This window comes from Pseudoalteromonas simplex (genome assembly GCF_015278155.1).
GTDB lineage: Bacteria > Pseudomonadota > Gammaproteobacteria > Enterobacterales > Alteromonadaceae > Pseudoalteromonas > Pseudoalteromonas simplex.
Genome location: NZ_JADILN010000004.1, coordinates 85,222 through 105,427 on the forward strand (window position 1 = coordinate 85,222; position 20,206 = coordinate 105,427).

Consider the following 20,206-nt stretch of genomic DNA (forward strand, 5'->3'; position numbering starts at 1 on the left):
TAAGTACCTTACCTCGGTAACAGCTAGGTTAACGAGGCATAGGTATACTGGCAAGTTATAAATTTTCTTCAGCAAAGCTGGCTAAACGACTACGTACTACACCGTTTAAGTTAACAGTGGCACTACCCTCAAAATCTTTAAAACGCTCAACAATATAGGTTAAGCCTGAGGTCACAGGCGTGAGGTAGTTACTATCAATTTGCGCTAGGTTACCTGAGCAAATTAGTTTAGTGCCTTCACCGCAGCGAGTAATAATGGTCTTCAGCTGTGATGCGGTTAAGTTTTGACTCTCATCCAAAATAACAACAGCATTTTGAATACTACGACCACGCATAAAGTTTACCGATTTAAACTGTACGTTGGCTTTTTCCATAATGTAATTACGGCTTGAAATCGGATTCTCATCTCCTTTATGCAGCACTTCTAACGTATCGGTGATAGCAGCTAACCACGGCGCCATTTTCTCTTCTTCGGTGCCCGGTAAAAAACCAATCGACTCAGCAATCTCTGGGGTATTACGAGTGACAATAACTTTATCGTAAATGCCTTTTTCAATAATCATTTCAAGGGCACTGGCAAGGGCGAGCAAGGTTTTACCACAGCCAGCGGGGCCGGTTAAAATCACCAATTCAATACTTGGGTCAAGCAGCGCATCAAGTGCCATTCCTTGATACACATTTTTTGGTTTAACACCCCACGCGGTATGGCTCATCAAACGCTCAACACTGATATCTTTTAAAGTAATTTGTTTATCATCGTAGCTTGTTACTCGAGCCGCAAAGTGGTCGCTTTCATCTAAAATATATTCGTTACAGAACACATCGCTAATCGTGCTTTTTGCCACATGATGATAGGTATCTCGGCCTTGCTGCTCTGTTTCGCATTCTCCAACCTGTTGCCAAAAATCACCGTCAATTTTTTTATAGCCGCTAGTAAGCAACGCTATGTCGTCAATTAATTGGTCTGTTCTGTAGTCTTCAACAAATTTAAGCCCTGCCCCTTTCGCTTTGAGGCGCATATTGATGTCTTTGGTGACAAGCACAACCTTGCTATCGCTGTGTTGCTTCTGCAAATGAACAGCACAATTGATAATGCGATGGTCGTTTTCGTTGCCAGGTAACCCCGAAATACTGTCTGCAAATAAATGGTCATTAACGATAATTAAGCGACCACGAGATTCTGTTTTAGCCTTTTTATTGCTAGGGAGCGCGACACCCTGCAACATTTGCTCTGGAGAAGCGTCCTTTAGCACTTCATCTAAACCACGAATAGCAACACGGGCGTCACGGCTGACGTCATGTTTCCTATCTTTAATGTGGTCGAGCTCTTCTAATACTGTCATGGGGATAACAACATCATGTTCTTGGAAAGATAAATAAGCGAGGGGTTCGTGGAGTAATACATTGGTATCGAGCACATACATTTTACTATCAAGGTTCGAAGCTTTTTCCATAGCACTTTCCTTACGTTTTATGATTTTTATGCTATACCCAATAAACTAAACAAGCGGCGGATGAAGCTATGGTTTATTCGTCAGGTATATACTCAGTTTAGTCTATTTACGACAAAAGTCCTTTTTATGACAAACAAATATACAATTATTTAACTGGTTAAAATACATACAATTTTTACCCTTTATAATGACTTAAAAAGGTTGACTAAATTTAATTGTGTGCGGCGAGTTTACTGCCTTGAAGTAGCATGGCGTTACAGGTAACATAGCCGCCTTTTTTCTTCATAGACGAGACATACATGAATTTTTCCTTAGGTCAGCGTTGGATCAGTGATACTGAGTCAGATTTAGGATTAGGCACCGTTGTTGCCCTTGAAGGCCGTCAGGTCAGCATTTTATTTCCAGCCAGTGGAGAAAACAGAGTTTATTCTTTAACAGAAGCACCTGTTACTCGTGTCGCATTTAATCCAGGTGATATTATTCGCAGCGTTGAAGAGTGGGAATTAGAAGTCGAGTCTGTTGAAGCGCAAGGCGAGTTACTATGCTATCACGGCACTCGCGTTGATAATGGTGAAAAAGCGCAGTTAAAAGAAACCTTTTTAGATCACTTTATCAAATTCAATAAACCACAAGACCGTTTATTTGCAGGCCAAGTGGACCGCTTTGACCGCTATACCCTGCGCTACCAAACTTGGCAGCACCAGTTTGAGCGCCAACAATCTCCTTTAAAAGGTTTAATTGGTCAGCGTGCAAACCTTATTCCGCATCAGCTTTATATTGCACAAGAAGTGGGTAAACGTTTTGCACCACGCGTATTACTTTCTGATGAAGTAGGTTTAGGTAAAACCATTGAAGCAGGTATGATTTTACATCAACAGATCATCAGTGGCCGAGCTAGCCGTGTATTGATTGTTGTGCCTGAAAACTTACAGCATCAGTGGTTAGTCGAAATGCTACGCCGCTTTAACTTACGTTTTTCAATCTTTGATGAAGAGCGTTGTGATGAAGCATTTGCAGACTCACCAAACGTATTCGAAACAGAACAGTTAGTACTTACTAGCCTTGAGTTCTTAAGCAAGAAAAAACGTTGGTTTGAGCAAGCAACCCTGGCTGATTGGGATTTATTGGTTGTTGATGAAGCGCACCATTTAAGTATCAATAATGGTAAGCCAAGCACTGAATACCAACGCATGGCAGAGTTAAGCCAAGACATTCCGGGCCTTATCTTATTAACTGCAACGCCAGATCAACTTGGTCACCGCAGTCACTTTGCCCGCTTGCAATTACTCGACCCAGATCGTTTCTACGACTACGATGCGTTTGTTGAAGAAGAAAGCAATTACAAAGATGTGGCTGAAGCTGCTAACCAATTATTGGGTGAAAAAGGCCTTGATGATGCATCTCGCGCAACATTAAAAGAGCTATTAAAAGAAACCGACATCACTGACCTTTTAACGAAAGCTGAGCAAGGTGATGAAACGGCGCGCAACGAAATTTTATCAATGCTGCTGGACCGCCATGGTACGGGTCGTATTTTATTTAGAAATAGCCGCAGCGGTATTGATGGTTACCCAAGCCGTAAGCTTCATGCATACCCTATGGCAATGCCTAAACAATATAAAACGGCGATGTCGGTACTGGGTAACATGGGCGGCATTCAAAATGCTGAACTAACGGCACTTCGCGCTCTATTCCCTGAAAAGATCTTCCAAGAGTTTGAAGGTGAAAATGCAAGCTGGGGGGCATTTGACCCACGTGTTGATTGGTTAATCGAAACCTTAAAAACCCTTAAACACGAAAAAGTACTGCTTATCTGTGCTAAAGCCGAAACCGCACTTAGCCTAGAACAGATTTTACGTGAGCGTGAAGCAATTAAAGCCTCTGTTTTCCATGAAGGCATGTCGATTGTTGAACGTGACCGTGCAGCCGCTTACTTTGCCGACGAGTACGACAGCGCACAAATTCTACTTTGCTCTGAAATTGGTTCTGAAGGTCGTAACTTCCAATTCTCGCATCACTTAGTACTGTTTGATTTACCACTTAATCCAGACTTACTCGAGCAACGCATTGGTCGCCTTGACCGTATTGGTCAAACTCAAGACGTAAACATTCATGTGCCGTATTTTGAAAACACCGCACAAGAAGTGTTACTTCGTTGGTATAACGAGGGCCTAGATGCGTTTGAAACAACATCAACAACAGGGCAAATGCTGTATAAAGAGTATGGCGAAGAACTACTTGAGTTTATTGGTGCACACAATTGCGACGAAGAAGAGCTAGACCCACTGCTAGAACAAGTGGCGGGTCAAAATGCTAAGCTTCGTAAGCAAATGGAAAGTGGTCGTGACCGCTTACTAGAGCTGCATTCAAGTGGCCAAGGCCGAGCAGAAAGTCTTGTTGCTGATATAGAAGAATTAGACGATCAATTCACGCTACCAAGCTATATGATCAATGTGTTCGACACCTTTGGGGTAAGCCAAGAAGATAAAGGTGAAAATACCATTATCTTAAAACCAACTGAGCACATGCTAAACCCATCCTTCCCATGTTTGAAAGATGATGGCATCACAGTAACGTTTGATCGCAGCACCTCGCTTTCGCAAGAAGACGCCCATTTCATCAGCTGGGACCACCCTATGGTGCAAGGCAGCTTAGACATGATTTGTGATGATGACTTTGGTACTGCCTCTGTGGCGTTACTGAAAAACAAAAAGCTACCTGCTGGTACCTTCTTTGTTGAGCTCATTTTCATTGCGGAGGCGATGGCGCCTAAAGCACTTCAAGTTGGCCGCTTCTTGCCACCAACGCCTATTCGTATCTTATTAGATAAGGGCAGTAACAATCTGGCTGATAATGTTGCTTTTGATGCTTTCAATCAGCAGTTGTCTGCGGTTGGTCGCCAAACTGCAAGTAAATTAGCCAGCGCGCTACAAAGTGCCATTCACCCAATGATCACCAGCGCACAAGGCATGGCACAAACCAAGCTAGAAGCACTGCGTGCTGAATCACTAGAGAAAATGCAAACTGCCCTTGGTGAAGAGCAAGCTCGTTTAACGGCACTTAAGCAGATCAACCCGAATATTCGTGATGAAGAGCTTAGCTTTTTTGATAAGCAACGTAGTGAACTCACTACTTACATCGAAAAAGCCCAAGTTAAACTGGATGCAATTCGTTTAATTGTCGTTTCTCACTAACCCATTGGCTAATGAGCGAAAGCTTTAAGGTTTGCTTAAAGCTTTCGACTCTCAATCTCGTTCATGCTAGTGAATTATTCTTAACAACTTCTCTAGCGTACTTTTATTTAACTCACCCATTTGCTCGTTATTACTTAGTGCATAAATAGCCCCTTCAACGGCGCTTTCGTCGATGTCTTGCCGAGACTCTACTACGTTTGCCCAAAGTTCTAATTCATCGATATCGATTTCGCCGTCGATAACACGCTGTAAAACCTGACAGAAAACGTCTTGCGTTAGAATATACACATCACCTTGCGTGTCTGGAGTACTGGTAATTACTGAAATTGTCTCAAATCGGTTATCACCAAAACGAGCAAACTCATCTAATGCGTCTAATTTATCCATTTGCTATGCTTACCTTTTCAATTTCAAAGCATCTTTTTACTTAATGACAACCCTTACTTGCTCACAATGCAAAGCAACGCTTAACTGCCAAGCCGACAATATTAATGCCTGTTGGTGTAATGAGCTGCCCAATATTTTACCACTCGATGAGGCAGCAACAGAGTGTTTATGCCGAGACTGTACTATAAAAAAGATAAATTTATTTTTATCTAAACTTTACCAACAGCCTCTTGAACAGCAGCTTGCCTTTGCTAAGCCTTATTTTACTCAAGGTAATTTAATAGAAAATCTCGATTACACCATGCAAAACAACTACATGGTATTTAGCCGCTGGTTCTTTTTAAAACGCGGCCATTGCTGTAGTAATGGCTGTACTCATTGCCCTTATTCCGACAGCTAATCCCTTACAGAGTATTTATTCAATTATTTTGCATTTAATTGCAAATAACACATGGACGATAAGAATAAAAATACATTACAATTGGATATAAATTCACTAAATCATCAATTTTTAAGCTTAAATCACTAGTAATGTCTATTTTTTAAGCATAAATTTACTGTAACTAAGTCGGAATCAATCATGAACACTTTTAAGCCTGCTCTACTTGCAAGTGCAATTTCTGCAGTTTTAATCAATAGCAATATGGCGTTTGCTGCAGAAGATGCTATCGAAGTTGATAAATCAATTGAAACTATTCAAATTACTGCAACACGACGTGCAGGCTCTGTGCAGGATGCACCGCTTAATATCACAGCGCTCAATGGCGATGTAATTAGCGACCAAAACATTGGTGATCTAGAAGATGTCGCACGCTGGGTACCTGGCTTAACAATTTCTGATCAAGGTGGCCGTGAAGGTTCTCCGATTATCGTTCGTGGTTTGAATACAAATACCTCTGACCGTATTTCTGATAGTGGCACAGTGGCAACCTATGTTGGTGAAATTCCACTTAGCATCGACTTACGTTTAACTGATGTTGACCGTGTTGAAGTGCTAATTGGCCCACAAGGTACACTTTATGGTGCAGGTACTTTAGGTGGTGCAATTCGTTACTTACTAAAACAACCAGAGCTTGATATCACTGAAGGTAAGGTTACCGGCGATGTATTTAGCATTAACGAAAGTGACGGCACAGGTGGTGAGTTTGGTGTAGTATTCAACACCCCGCTAATTGAAGAAAAATTAGCGCTTCGTGCTAGCTTAAACTATTACGATAACCCTGGTTACATTGACTACACCCACGTGGTTCAAGAACCGGGTGTATCAAACCCAAATCCTGACTTTTCAGACAGCAGCGATGTAAATGCCAACTTAAAAAGCGTAAGCGATGTTAATGATGAGCAAATCACCACAGCACGTTTATCACTTCGCTGGCTTGCAACCGAAGATGTTGATGCAACGCTTAACTACTTCTATCAAAAGCAAGAAAATGGTGGTAACTCGACATCGCAATACGGCTCTCTTGCTGATAGCAGTGCGCTACAAGGGATTCCTGGAAAATACGAAAACGTAGCTCGTGTACTTGAGCCTGGTGAAGAAGAAAACGATTTATTAAGTTTAGAAGTAAAAGCAGATCTTGGTTTTGCTGAGCTGGTATCTGCATCTGGTTGGTCTAGCTATGAGCAATCTGGTCAGCGCGATCAAACTGATCTACTTTACGATATTTGGTCAGGTTATGCCGACTTCCCTTCTTTTGTTGGCTACACGCATGATACCTCAGATCGCGATACATTTACGCAAGAACTTCGTTTAGTGTCAAATAGTAACAGCGCTTTTAACTGGATTGTAGGAGGCTTCTACAACAAAGTAGAAAGTCATTCAGATGACCGTGAGTACACGCCGGGTCTGACTGAGTACTGGGGTGGTGGTATTCCCAATGTTGAACAAGACCTTGAGTACATTCTAATTTCAGATAGCGAAACCACTGAAAAAGCACTTTTTGGTGAAATCGGCTACAGCATTACAGATCAGTTTGATGTAACTTTAGGTGCTCGTTTTTACGAATACGATGTATCAACAACATCAGGCTCTGCAACACCGCTTTATTCTGGTGATTTTGATTCACTCGATAATCTAGCTATGGAAAATGTGAGCGCTAGCGATAACGGTAACTTATTTAAGTTTAACGCTAACTATACATTCGATAATGGTGTACTTGCTTACTTTACCGTGAGTGAAGGTTTCCGTATTGGTGGTGGTAACGGTATTGCTCCTTGCCCTGATGTATTACCTGAGCAACAAATTGTTTGTGCCCTGCCAAACGAAGAAGATTACAAACCAGATACAACGGTCAACTACGAGCTAGGCTTTAAGTCATCATGGTTACGTAACCGCCTACATTTCAATGCGGCGCTATTTAATGTTGATTGGAAAGATGCGCAAGTGGGTAGCAGTACAGTAAATGGCCAAGAGCTAATTACCTCGAACGCAGGCTCTGCTAATTCGAAAGGTGTTGAACTTTCTACTCGCGCAATGATTGGTGATAATTGGGCTGCATATGCGACATACGCGTATGCAAAGGCTGAATTGACCGAAGATGCACCTTACTTATTTGGTGTGTTAGACGATGACTTAGCGCAGTACCAAAGCTACTATGATGGTGCTAAAGGCGACCGTTTACCGGGCGCTCCTGAGCATCAATTCTCGTTTGGTCTTCGTTACGAGCAAGATGTCTTAGGTGATAAGTTATTAAGTGTAAACTACGGTATCACAGCGCAAAGCGATGTGATCACCAAAGTAGGCTTAAAAGCAGACGGCGAAGTATTACCAGGTTATGCACTAAGTAACTTATCTGCCAAAATTACTGGTGATATGTGGTCTGCAACGCTTTACGTAGACAATTTATTCGATAAATATGCATTCACTTCTGTACGTCGTGATAAGTCTTGGGCAGGTATGTCGCAATATGCTGAGCTAAACAAAGAACTACCTGAGCTACAGCGTGTTTATGGTCACTACACCACAGCGCCTCGTACTATCGGTATGAAGTTTAGCTACAACTTTGAGCTATAATTAAACATACCTATAAAAGCCTTGCCTCCTTCAGGCAGGGCTTTTTAATACCTGAAAATAATTAATTGGTATACTATGCGCTTATGCTAAATGATACTCAACAAGCGCTTCGCGCTCATATCCAACAGTTGTTAAACAACAAGCAACTAAACGATGCACATCACCTACTTGTGCAGCGCCTAAAACAAAATCCTGAAGACCATGTTTGTTACTTTTTACTCAGCGAAGTCAACACCGCAGCTGGCGATATCAACAAAGCGATTAAGCTGCTTGAAAAAGCGCTAAGCCTAGCCCCTTTTGCGATTTATCATTTAGCACTTGCCAAGTTATACGTACTGTTAGGCAAAGTAAGTAATGCGGCTGTGCATTATCAAAGCGCTCAGCAAACAGCTGACTTTGGTGCCGCTGACTTTGATACATTAGCCAATGTTGCGACCCGTTTAGGGCATTATGACGACGCCCTTAGCTTTCAACAAGCAGCCTACCAACGCAATAAAGATAACCCACAAATTAGCTATAATTTGGCGGTGTGTTATAAAATTCACGGACTGTTCGATGAAGCTAAAAGCTTGTTACAGCAACTAACCACAAAGCAAGCTAGTTTTTATCAAGCCCACTATTCGCAGGCTGAACTCAATACTGTTATAGATGCAGAGCAACATATTCAAAAACTACAAGCCTTGGCGGATAGAGAAAAAAGCATTATTGACCAACAAGTGTATTTTCATAGTCTTGCTCTTAATTATGAGCACCTCAATGACTACAAAAATGCATTTAAATACTTTGCACAAAGTAAGCAAGCGATAGCCGGTAAACTTAATTATCAAGCCACACAGCATCGCCACTTTTGTCAAAAACTCATTACCCAGAGCAAACAGCAAGCAATTAAAAGTAGTGACTCTGCGTTCGCACCCGTTTTTGTCGTTGGCATGCCCCGCTCTGGTACAACCTTAGTTGAGAAAATCCTTAATCAAAGTACACAACTGCAAGGGGTTGGGGAATTAAACGATATTGCGCAACTCATACAGCACGCCACGCAATCAACTCGTGTAATTGACAGCGAAATGCTCGATAAGGCATATCAATTTGAGGAGATAAAGACAGCACTGGCTAGCTATCAACAGAGAGCCCAGCTGCTAAGTAATGACCAAAGAAGTTGTGATAAACAGCCATTTAACTTTTACTATATTGATTTTATTTTAGCGGCTTTTCCTAATGCTAAAATCGTTTGTATGCAGCGGGGCTGGCAAGATTGCAGCATCGCCAATTTTAGGCAGATGTATAACCCGCAAAGTGTGTTTCATCACTACAGTTTTACACTTGAAAATATTGCCTCGTTCCATCAAGATTACTCGGCATTAGTCAGTCATTTTGCCAACAAGTATCCTGAGAACGTTTTTTTGCAAAGCTATGAGCAATTGGTGGCAGAGCCTACCCCACAAACTCAAAAGCTCTATGCGTTTTGTGATTTAAGCTGGCAGGAAAACTGCCTGACTTTTTATAAAAACAATGCAGCATCAGCCACAGCGAGTAAAAAGCAAATTCGCCAGCCACTGAATAAAAACAGTATCGGCAGCTGGCAAAATTACGCTGAGTTTATTGATGCGGGCCTGTTTCAATAGGTAGCTCGTGACGAGCGCCCCACTCACTCCATGAGCCATCGTAAACACGTAAGTTAGCGTAACCGCATTCATCGGCACACAATGCAATTGCGCAAGCGGTTACACCTGAACCACAGCTAAACTGCAACTGGGTGTGATGCGGCGCTATGTGTTGCTCAAATAATGCCTGCAACTCGCTTAGCGATTTAAGCTCACCGTTATTTAGCACTGTTGCAAGAGATAAACTGCGACTATTTGGAATATGACCACTGCGCATGCCTTCACGCGGCTCAGCGTGTTCACCGGTAAAGCGCTCATAAGGACGAGCATCAAGTGTTAGTGTGCTTTGTTCATCAAGTGAGTTAAGTACTTGCTCAGCACTGATGAAGTAATCAACACGCGGGCTGGCAACAAAGTTGCCTTGACCAGAAGCAGCTGAGTAACTTGCTTGTGTTGCAAAGCCAAGTGCTTGCCACTTAGCCAAACCACCGCTTAAAACTTTTACATTATCAAAGCCCATTGCTTTAAACATCCACCACGCACGGGCAGAACTGAACAAGCCTTGGTCTTCATAAATCACAACCAGAGAGTCTTGGTTAACACCAGCAAGTTGCATATGCTCTGTGAACTGCTCACTACTGCACATCATACTTGGTACAGGATTGCTGTTATCTGCTAGCGTTTTTTTGAAATCAAAACGCTGTGCATTAGGAAGCATCGCCTTAGGTGCATATTCTCCCGGTAAACCAGGGCGTACCATTCCTGCATCAAAAATAACCAAATTATCGTGACTTAAGTGCTCGTTAAGCCATTCTGGCGAGACGATGTTCTTCATTTGCTTTCCTTTTGCGATAGCTGTGCAAATGTATCTTGCTGAGTTAAACGCTTTTCGACCGCTTCAACATGCTCCGTTGTACATTCTTTCCAAACACCGGGCAAGCAATACACATGCTTTAAGTAGGTAAAAAACTTATCTCTCAGAATACTATTAGGTTGCCAGCCATTCTGCAGTTTTTCTAAGCACTTAACCAAAGTAGCTTGTTCACTTGCGTGTAGTACAAGCTCATCAATGTTGTAACAAGCAAGCCCTAAGGTAATTACTTTTTTATCAAGTAATAAAGATTCTAAGCCAACGGTCGAGTTAATGGTGATCACAGCCTCAGCATTATCAATAAGTTCTCGAGTACAATTTCCGTTAGCAAAAACGGCAACATCATCTTTGTCGTACAAATGTTCATAGTGCTTATGCCATGAAGGGTGCTCTTTAAAAACAACTTTAAGTTCTGGATCATTTAACTTTTTTACGGCTGAAACAACAGCATCGTAATATTCTTCCATGGACTTAAGCCAAGGAGAATAACAAGCTATTTGGGTGTCATGTGGAACTTGAAATGGCACAAATAAGTATTTTTTGGGTAACTCAATTGCGTCAAACTTACAGCGCTTCTTATGAGCCGCTCTTGGAATTAAATCAGGCGCAGAAAATGGCAACTTCCTTTGCGGATCAAAGTTTAAATAAAATTGACTATCTCGCGGTACAGAAGCCGCAAAGTTAATACCTTTAGGATCTAAGCTTGTTGTTCCGGGCAATAACCCATTTTCATAGAAATAGGTGGTCACTCCTAATGCCTTAGCAGCCATACAAACAGTAACATTAGGTAATTTATTACCATTCCAAATAACTAGCGCTTGTGGGGATTCTGACTGCAATAAATCATAATACTTGGCAAACCGGCATCGCTCTACTAAATACATCAAAGCAGAGTAACTTTTGATTATCAGTGGGTTCTTCCATAGCTTGTTTCGAGCTTGTTTTCGTAAGAGTTGTTCCGCAATTATTTTATTAAAATCAACTTTTTTCGCCTTACTCAAGTATCTTAAAGCAGTAAATCTAGGCAAGCCCATGCAATGCACTTTACTCTTTAAAGGCAGCTTCCTAGTGAGTTTTTTGTAATAGCGGGCGTGCACATTATTGCGAGAGATAAATAAAAAAGCCATTTACACATCTTATTTTTGATTGAACGTTAGCGCATATAGCAATTTTATTAATTATAAATGACAGTTGGAAGGTTGCCTTACAACTTCTATTATTTCTGTTGTAGAGATAGAGGGAGTTCGCTCTAGATAAGTTACATCACAAATTTGGTTAAATTGATCAAATTGACCAGCCCAATCATCCCCCATAACTAGCAAGTGAGCTTGATGATCTTTGATATACTCACCTTTTAATTCTAGAGAATGCTCTACAAATACCTCATCGACACACTTCAATGAACTAATAATTTTCAGCCTATCAGCTTCACTATATACGGGCTTTCGACCTTTCTTAGAGAAGTTTAGTTCATCAGAAGATACACCAACAATCAAATAATCTCCTAACGCTTTAGCTCGTTCTAATATATTGATGTGTCCCACATGAAAAATATCGAACGTGCCAAATGTAATTACCCGCTTCATTGATGCTCCTCTAAATAAGATACAATTCTCTTAGCAGAGTGACCATCGGTAATACCTGCCAGCTTATAAACAATTTCTTTTCTTTTTTCTTTAAATTCAGCTGATTCATTAAAACTTGAACTTAATAAATACTTTAAATCTTTATAACTTCCTGCACGAGCACATAACTCATTAAAGTACTTGATATCTTCATCAAGCCGAGCTTTTAGCCTATAAGAAAAAATACCTCTGTAAGACCAGCGCAGCTTATAGAAATCACACCATATTACAGGCTTTTCTAATGCTGCAAACTCAAATATGGCTGACGATGCATCAGAAATCATTATATCAGCAAGTTCTAAAAAAGGAGTAAGGTCAAAATCGTACTCATTCGCAAGGTAAACATTCTTAGCGTTGGCCCACTTATCGAGTTTTAGACGTTGTTTTTTATATTTTTTCTTAAACAAACTAAAGAAATGAGGCTTAACGATAATATTAAATTCATCAAAATGCTCAGGGAAATCATCGCTAAAACATTCTAAAGAACTTGGATAAAAAGTAGGCGCATACAGCAAGGTTTTCTTTGTTGGATCTAGGCCTAGGTTTTTGAGGTTAATAGTACCAAGAGTCTGATTAATAATAGGGTCTAATTTTGCGTAGCCACTATCAATAAAGTTACCTTCGGGATAGAGCATTTTTAAACGTTGTAGTCGGTGTTCACCTTCAACAAACCGCACTGTCATCTTGTTGTTTGATACGTCGTAATAGCATTGCTTTGGGCCGATTCCATGCTGCATCAGTACAGTCTTTTTATTTAAATTCTCAGCACCTACGAACGTATTTCCAAATACAACCCAATCTGCATCTGAGTTCTGATAAAAGTCAAAGGTTTCACTCGCACTCGTTAACCATTTTGCAACTATTGCGTTTTTATCTATAAAGTCACAACATACAGCACGACTACACTCATCTTGTTCTTTATAGAAAACCATCGAAACTTTGTGGCCTTTTTCTTTTAACTCCTTTAAAACAGGCAGGTATTGTGGAATATAATATAGATGTTGAACATCAAAATATAACTGCATCATTTACAACTTAATAACTTAAATCAATAGCCATTGTACATAAATTACATTTTTGTTTCAGCCCACAATTGAAGTTTGTACAAGCTAAATATCAATTATCTCAGGGCGAAGGGGTGCTAAGCGACTAAGAATTTTATTTTGTACTGTTTGTGGAATCTGTTGTTCGTCCATAGCATTAATCAAAAGCTCTACCACACGGTTAAAGTCTTTTTTTGAGATATTCATTCCAGTGTGTATATCAACCATGTTATCGCCTTTGTATTCACAAGGACCGTCGGTGACACTACACAAATGAGTGATAAAGCCTTGGCGAAAATGCGCAACATTGCTTTGTTTAAAATAAGCTAAAATCTGTTCGTCATGGCCTATTTGATTGATAAAACTTTCAACCAATTTTTCAACCCCTTGTTTACCATTAAGTTGCTGGTACAAGGTGCCATTATTGCTACTTACGCAACCCACAAGCATAACGGTAAATACAAATGTAAAAAGTGTTTTTATCATCACCAATACCCTGTTACTGATAAGTACCAACCAGTTTGGTCTTCAGCACCAGCAATACTTCCTAAGTCTAACCAAGCAGCGGTGATGCTAACATACTTATTAGGAAACCAAGCCACAAATACATCCTGCCAATCTTGCTCTCCTAAACCAAGGTTATTGGACTTTACCCGATACTCAACGCCCAAAGCTATTTCATGGGTTAAAAACACCGCTGTAGATGCTTCAAACAACAATTTTTTATCACTATCAGGACCGCCAAAACCTAACAAACCTAGCTGATTGGCATCGCTATAACGAAAGGTGGTGTTCCAAAACCAATTATACCCTGCAAGCGCCCCTAAATGTAATTTACTAGCAGCAAGGTAAATATCGGTACCGCTGGTATCTTTTGCACCTAATAAACTAGCAATACTGCCATCATCTAAAGACTTATGCTGCACACCTAAACTTAATTGCGGCCATTTACTGTAAACAATGTCACCATATAAGCGTACTTTTGCCCCGGTAATTGATTGCTCAATATCGGTATTTAATGCGGGAACTTCGAAACGTTGCTCCGCATAACTAAATTCCACGCGATCATAAACATTTAGCTGCGCACCACAAACATCTAAGCGGTAATCACTTACATTTGCACGACTGCAAAAGCCATTCAAAGCGATTTCATCATCACTTGCATAGCCTGCGAGCTGAGCCCATGGAACAATCCCACCACCCGCACTGCCTTCAACCTGAGAGACTCCGGGCGTTGCTAATAATTTACCTGAAGCTGCAAACCCTGAACTTGTAAAAACAATGAAAGTTAGTCCAAATAGCCAATTAAGATGCTTCATTATAGACCTCTAGCCATTGTAAAAACTGCTCTGATTTTAGTGGCCTGCTCAAGTAATACCCTTGCGCATAATCGCACTTCATTAGTTTCAAAAAGTCTAAAGAAGCTTTATTTTCAACACCTTCTGCAACGACAGAGAAACCTAGCTGATGACCTAAGTTTATTGTTGATTCAACAATATACTGATCTTGTTTAGATTGCTCCAATTGAAGAATAAAGCATTTATCTAACTTAAGTTCATCGATAGGTAGTAATTTCAAGCGACCCAATGAAGTTTGCCCAACACCATAATCATCTAGCGATATTTTTACCCCAAGTGATTTTAGGTTTTCTAATGCTTTAATACCTTGTTCTTCATTTTCTATCATGTCGCGTTCTGTCAGCTCTATTGTAATAAGCTGTCCATTAACATCATTCTCTTTTAATTGTTTTGCCAAATGAGAGAAAAAGCTTGGGAAGGCAATATCTTGAGCCGAAACATTGATAGCGGCTTGCATAATAATGCCTTGTTCTTGCCACCTTGCGACTTGAGTGACAACTGTTTTAACTACCCAAGCAGTCAAATCAACAATAACACCTGACTGCTCAGCTAAATCAATGAATAGCTCCGGTGATACCCACTGCCCATCCTTTCTTTGCCAACGGATCAGCGCTTCCACTTTATCGATCTTAGAGGTGTTTAAATTTAGCTTTGGTTGATAAGTCATAAACAATTGGCCATCGTCTGCTTGTAATGCATGTTTTAATTCATCAATAATTGCCAACCGTTCCAGATACTCTTCATCTTCGCCGTTTTGATAATAATGAACATTCTTCTTTTTTGACGAAGCTGTATCAATTGCGATTAAAACTCGGCGCATTAGATCATCGGGCTTAACTCCCTCAAAGGTACAATGAACTACACCAGCGCTAAATCGCAAGGTAATATTCAAGCCTTGAATAGTGTAACCGACTTGTAGCTGAGCCATTAAATCCATGACTCCACTTTTTAATTGCTCTGCTTTTCCACTTGGAAATAAGGTTAAAAACTCATCTCCACCTATGCGTGCATTAACTCCACCAAGCGGCTCAGAATACTCACTAATACGTTCAGCAACTTCTCTTAAACAATCATCTCCAATACGAGGGCCAAGTTTGTCATTGATATGCCGCAAACCTCTTATATCAATAGCAACTAAAGTATATTCAGTGCCTTGCCCTAATAGCGATTCCATAATTTCCAACATGGCACTGCGTGTTAAAAACCCTGTTAACGTATCATGACTTGCTTGAAAGTTGATTTGTCGTTCACGTTCTTTAATGTCATTACCCATATTATTGAATGCATCAACTAACGTCGTAATTTCAGTACTTTGCTTTTTTCCTATAAATTCAGCTTTGTAGTTACCCCGCGCGAATTGCTGAGCAAGTAAAGTAAGTTTAGAAAGCGGTGTGGTAAGGTTTTTAGCCAAAATCCCACTAGCTAAAACACCAATCACAACTGTGATAGCTGCTAATGAAATAATAGTAAAAAAGAGCTGCTCAAATTCAAGATAACTTCGAGTTAAATCGGCACTTAGTAGCACTGATACTTTATGCCCAGAAACCGAAGGTAGCTCAACAAGGCGATTACGATAAACTGGCTTTTCCCCAAAAATTCGCTGTGTAGATTTATTTTCAAAATGCCTAAGTACTGCATTATCTTCTGGCTTATCAACAAGAGAGGTTTCAACGACATCATCATCCTCTCCGATAAAACTTACATCCATAGTTGTAAGTTTTTTTAACTCTTCGGCAACTAGATCTGTGATTTCAAAACCAACCAAACTATATGCAACTGTTCTCGGTGCTCGAACTGGCAATATAATAACTTGATAAAGAGTCTGCTCGATAACAATGAAATTTGACTGCTCAGGGTTATCTAATAACTGCTTCATTAATGCCGTAAACTCATTTGGCATGTGAGCGAAATCCGTATTAGCAGAAACAAGCTCCCCAGATAAGTTTATGAGCATCATTAAATCAGCATTAATCCGCCTACTATGATTATTTAAGACACTGCTGATAGTATCGGCGTCTTGAGTTGCGACAGCTTGTTTAAAACCGAAATCTGCTGTTAACACTTTTGCAGCAGTTAGAAGAAGGCTCTCTTTCGCACTTAAATACTGGTTAAAAACATTCTCAGCAACATTAATATCTTCTAGAAGCTTTTGGTCATTAAAACGATTCGCAGACCACCAAGAACTAACTAGGCTGACTAAGCTTGTTAACAGAACAAGACCAACACATAAGGCAATAACTCGCCCTCTTAAACTATTAATCATTAGTACCCTTAAACATTTCTCCAAATGTATTTCGTGGTTTCGGCTCTATTGTAGTAATGACAATATCTGCAACCTGCGAAGAATCAGCAAATGTAATTGTTTTTTTCTGATCGATATCACTCTGTTGGTTTGGTTGCCATACCGTAAAGCTAACAGGAAATGTACTCACATTTAATTGAACCTTCCCATCTACGCTCGTTTTTAGCACTTCTGAACTATCTGCAACATAAATGTATCCGACCATTGAATCATGGATATTACAACCGAGAACAACAATCCCGGGTGATTCAAATTTTTCGGGTTTTTCAGGCCGACCAGAGTAAAGTTTGATGTCAAATTGCTTTACAGTCGAGAATGAGTACACATGATGGCGAATATTATCACTATTTGGGAAGTCAACTAATTGCCCGTTTTGAATAACAAGTACTTTAGGAGTAAAGTGCTTATCAACCTGGTCCATGACGGCAACTGATAAGTTATCTTGGTGATTTAACTGCTGATCCTTAAACTCAATAACAGCATCTTTTAATGGCTCTCCAAATTGATCGCGTACAACAAAGGAAAAGTCCGCTGAAAGTACATTCATTGAGCCTAATAACAAAGCAACGTAACATACCCGGCTAAAAAAATTCGCAAACATCAACATAATTAATTAGTTCCGCTCTTAGTTCACAATTCAGTATAGATTAATCTATTGTTAAGTTATACCTAATCATTTCATTGATAGAGACCGGTTTTAGGCAAGAAAGTATTGACGAAAAACTTAAAACTTAGTGAATTAGTTACAGTAATAACTTTGCTTAGTGTTACTTTCGTTATCAATTAATCTGTAATGTCAGAAAGGTGGAGACTATTGGGATCATGTTTATCCCGTTTAATTACCTTATACATCATTCAGAAATGAGTACAGAAGGTAATAAAAAGCCAAGCAATGTTATTTGTGACAGCTTGGCTTTAAAAATAGCATTTTAGCTATGAATAAAATTAGTAAATGCCTATTAATCGTGCTTAATTAAGCCATAATCACTATCTAAAATTGCGATTACTTCATTTCTTGGGTCACTAGGAATAGTGATTTCTTGACCAATAATTTTACTCGCAATGCCAACGTAGGTATCAGACACTTCAAGCATCACTGATTCTGGCAAGGTGTAGTCTTTAGCAAGCTGCTCACGCTCGCCCATACGGTCTTTATTTAATAACACGTCGCTGTCTGGCACGTTATTAATTAATAACTGGCGGAAACCCTCTTTTGAGTTTTCAATGATTTTACCGTCACGGTAAGCTGGACCATCCCAGATACGTGATGAGTCTGGTGTGCCTACTTCATCGATATAGATAAGCTTATCTGAACCATCAATGTCTTCAACATAACCAAATTCAAATTTAGTATCGACAAAGATTTGATCAAGCTGTGCAAGTTCATCACTGATCAGCTTAAAGCCTTCAACAAGTAATTGCTCATATTTAGCGACATCATCTTCAGATTTGAAGTTAAAAACAGCTAAGTTATTCGTAATATTTTCACGGGTAATATTTACATCATCTACTTCAGGGATCTCAGCAACACCGGTAATAATGCCTTTCGTTGATGGCGTAATTAACACTTCATCTAACTTTTGGTTCGCAGCTAAGCCTTCTGGTAAATCAATACCACAGAAACTACGTGTACCTTTGGCGTAGTCACGCCACATACTGCCAGTAATATATTGGCGCGCAATGGCTTCAACTTTTACTGTACTTGCTTTACGCACAATCCATACATATGGATGTGGAATATCAACAATATGGTTACCAGCAAGACCTGCTTTATCAAATAACTTAAACCAATGAGACGCAACAGAGTTTAGCGCGATGCCTTTACCAGGCACCCCATTTAAACCGTTTTCACCTTGCCAAATACAATCAAACGCAGAAATACGGTCAGAAATAACCATAATAGCTAGCTCAGTTCCTTTTGGAACTTGATAACCTTTTTCATTAATTAAACGAGCACTGTCTTCATCCGTTAACCAATAAACTGAACGCACTTTACCACTGTGTACCGCACCTTTGGTACGGATCGGTAAATCATCGTTTACGTCTAAAACTTTATAGCTAGTCATGCTATCTCCGATAGTATTTGGCATGCTCATGTGAGCACATGTATGGGATTGGGGTTATGGCCGCCTATAATAATCTAGACGCCTTGAAAGCTCAATCATTGCACTATCATCAGCAGCCTGCGGACGTGATAAAAAACATAAAAATTTAAACTTCCAGTAATTTTGCTGTCATAAACATTATTTCGCTATAATAGCGACCTCGCAATAGGAGGTTTTCTTGGATTACTTAGCAGCTACCGCAAACAAAAAATACTTAATGTTTATTTCGCAGAACTATTCGTACGCGATCTTACGCCCATTACAACGGGAGATTTTAGCCCGAGGTGGCGAAGTTCGCTGGTTTTTGTACGGCGATGAAGTAAATCCAAACTTCCTTCACCAAGATGAGATTCGATTATTATCAGTAGATGAGCTCAAAGACTGGCGCCCAGATATCGTGTATGTACCAGGGAATGTGGTGCCGGATTTCATCCCTGGAAAAAAAGTGGCTGTTTTCCATGGTTTCAATTCAGGAAAGCGCATGAATAAAGGTGTTGATAATCACTTTAATATTCGAGGGTGCTTCGACTTATATTGCACTCAAGGGCCAACAACCACGACTACTTTTTTAGAGCTTGCCCAGCAACATGGATTCTTTAAAGTAAAAGAAACGGGCTGGCCGACGCTCGATCCTTACTTTAGTGAGATTGAAAACAATCCATACAAAAATCATGATGACAACAGAAAAACCTTATTGATTTGCTCGACTTTCTCAAAGCGCCTTTCTCTTGCACCTAAATTATACGAACAAATAAAAGCATACAGTGAACAAGGCAAGTGGCGAATTTTGGTGCAATTTCACCCAAAAATGCCAAGCGAGATTGTTGAACAATACAAGGCTCTACAAAATGACAATCTAACCTTTGTCGAGACTGATAACGTATTACCACTATTACAAGCAGCGGATGTTATGCTGTGTGATACCTCGTCTATTTTGCTTATGTTTATCTTACAAAGAAAACCTGTGGTGACTTTTTGTAATCATGGTGCTGGTGAGCATTTAGTTGATATTACAGATGCAGATAAAGTTGCCGAGGCAATTGACTATGCATTGAGTAAGCCTGCGGAATTAATGGCAAAAATCGAACACTTCTGCCAGCAACTGCATCCTTACCAAGACGGCTTATCGAGTCAACGTGTACTTGCTGCTAGCAATGAATTACTATTGAGCAATCCTGCACTTAAGCCGAAACCACGTAATTTTATTCGTAATTTTAAAATGCGCAAAGAGTTAAATTACTGGCGATGGTAACA

The 20,206-nt window shown here is 40.1% G+C and carries 16 protein-coding genes; 5 read left to right on the plus strand and 11 right to left on the minus strand.

Going from position 1 to position 20,206, the window contains the following annotated elements; all coding sequences use genetic code 11:
* Positions 1-55: 55 nt before the first annotated feature.
* Positions 56-1,453 (minus strand): PhoH family protein, encoded by a 1,398-nt coding sequence (locus tag IRQ78_RS09715; protein ID WP_105174520.1) that lies wholly within the window; start codon positions 1,451-1,453, stop codon positions 56-58.
* A 299-nt stretch (positions 1,454-1,752) separates the two neighbouring features.
* On the opposite strand from IRQ78_RS09715, the gene rapA reads away from it, so the two are divergent.
* Entirely contained in the window at positions 1,753-4,647 is a 2,895-nt protein-coding gene (gene rapA, locus IRQ78_RS09720; RefSeq protein ID WP_194441931.1) for an RNA polymerase-associated protein RapA, read from the plus strand.
* A 66-nt stretch (positions 4,648-4,713) separates the two neighbouring features.
* Here rapA and IRQ78_RS09725 read toward each other — a convergent pair whose 3' ends face one another.
* On the minus strand, positions 4,714-5,034 hold the full coding sequence (locus IRQ78_RS09725) for a hypothetical protein (RefSeq protein WP_194441932.1): 321 nt from the start codon (positions 5,032-5,034) through the stop codon (positions 4,714-4,716).
* Positions 5,035-5,077: 43 nt separating this feature from the next.
* Between IRQ78_RS09725 and IRQ78_RS09730 the strand changes: the two genes are divergently transcribed.
* The 3 genes from IRQ78_RS09730 to IRQ78_RS09740 all read left to right on the plus strand — a co-directional run bounded on the left by IRQ78_RS09730 (position 5,078) and on the right by IRQ78_RS09740 (position 9,669).
* The gene (locus IRQ78_RS09730) at positions 5,078-5,434 is read left to right on the plus strand and encodes a DUF5522 domain-containing protein (RefSeq protein WP_194441934.1); all 357 of its coding nucleotides are present in this window, start codon (positions 5,078-5,080) and stop codon (positions 5,432-5,434) included.
* A 180-nt stretch (positions 5,435-5,614) separates the two neighbouring features.
* Positions 5,615-8,047 carry a TonB-dependent receptor gene (locus tag IRQ78_RS09735; RefSeq protein WP_194441936.1) on the plus strand — a complete coding sequence of 811 codons (2,433 nt, stop codon included), beginning with the start codon at positions 5,615-5,617 and terminating at the stop codon, positions 8,045-8,047.
* 83 nt (positions 8,048-8,130) lie between these two features.
* Complete coding sequence (locus IRQ78_RS09740) at positions 8,131-9,669, plus strand: tetratricopeptide repeat-containing sulfotransferase family protein (RefSeq protein ID WP_194441938.1); 1,539 nt, start codon at positions 8,131-8,133, stop codon at positions 9,667-9,669.
* Here the strand turns inward: IRQ78_RS09740 and IRQ78_RS09745 are convergent.
* The 9 genes from IRQ78_RS09745 to IRQ78_RS09785 form a co-directional block, all read right to left on the minus strand.
* Entirely contained in the window at positions 9,644-10,483 is an 840-nt protein-coding gene (locus IRQ78_RS09745; RefSeq protein ID WP_194441939.1) for a sulfurtransferase, read from the minus strand. The genes IRQ78_RS09740 and IRQ78_RS09745 overlap by 26 nt on opposite strands.
* The gene (locus tag IRQ78_RS09750; protein WP_194441941.1) at positions 10,480-11,646 is read right to left on the minus strand and encodes a capsular polysaccharide export protein, LipB/KpsS family; all 1,167 of its coding nucleotides are present in this window, start codon (positions 11,644-11,646) and stop codon (positions 10,480-10,482) included. Before IRQ78_RS09750 ends, IRQ78_RS09745 begins: the two co-directional genes overlap by 4 nt.
* Positions 11,647-11,697: 51 nt before the next feature.
* The gene (locus IRQ78_RS09755; protein WP_054552692.1) at positions 11,698-12,105 is read right to left on the minus strand and encodes an adenylyltransferase/cytidyltransferase family protein; all 408 of its coding nucleotides are present in this window, start codon (positions 12,103-12,105) and stop codon (positions 11,698-11,700) included.
* Positions 12,102-13,172, minus strand: a complete 1,071-nt coding sequence (locus tag IRQ78_RS09760; RefSeq protein WP_228482589.1) for a CDP-glycerol glycerophosphotransferase family protein — start codon at positions 13,170-13,172, stop codon at positions 12,102-12,104. Before IRQ78_RS09760 ends, IRQ78_RS09755 begins: the two co-directional genes overlap by 4 nt.
* A gap of 81 nt (positions 13,173-13,253) precedes the next feature.
* Positions 13,254-13,673: a group I truncated hemoglobin gene (locus tag IRQ78_RS09765; RefSeq protein WP_194441943.1), complete on the minus strand. Its 420-nt coding sequence runs from the start codon at positions 13,671-13,673 to the stop codon at positions 13,254-13,256.
* A complete protein-coding gene (locus IRQ78_RS09770) occupies positions 13,673-14,506 on the minus strand; it encodes a DUF3034 family protein (RefSeq protein ID WP_194441945.1) in 834 nt (277 codons plus the stop codon). The genes IRQ78_RS09765 and IRQ78_RS09770 overlap by 1 nt, the downstream gene beginning before the upstream one ends.
* Positions 14,493-16,808, minus strand: a complete 2,316-nt coding sequence (locus IRQ78_RS09775) for an EAL domain-containing protein (RefSeq protein WP_138598862.1) — start codon at positions 16,806-16,808, stop codon at positions 14,493-14,495. The genes IRQ78_RS09770 and IRQ78_RS09775 overlap by 14 nt, the downstream gene beginning before the upstream one ends.
* Entirely contained in the window at positions 16,801-17,454 is a 654-nt protein-coding gene (locus IRQ78_RS09780) for a methylamine utilization protein (RefSeq protein ID WP_138598861.1), read from the minus strand. The genes IRQ78_RS09775 and IRQ78_RS09780 overlap by 8 nt, the downstream gene beginning before the upstream one ends.
* Positions 17,455-17,806: 352 nt before the next feature.
* Positions 17,807-18,913 carry a phosphoribosylaminoimidazolesuccinocarboxamide synthase gene (locus tag IRQ78_RS09785; RefSeq protein ID WP_138598860.1) on the minus strand — a complete coding sequence of 369 codons (1,107 nt, stop codon included), beginning with the start codon at positions 18,911-18,913 and terminating at the stop codon, positions 17,807-17,809.
* A gap of 217 nt (positions 18,914-19,130) precedes the next feature.
* On the opposite strand from IRQ78_RS09785, the gene IRQ78_RS09790 reads away from it, so the two are divergent.
* Entirely contained in the window at positions 19,131-20,204 is a 1,074-nt protein-coding gene (locus tag IRQ78_RS09790) for a CDP-glycerol glycerophosphotransferase family protein (RefSeq protein ID WP_228482591.1), read from the plus strand.
* The last annotated feature ends 2 nt before the right edge of the window (positions 20,205-20,206 follow it).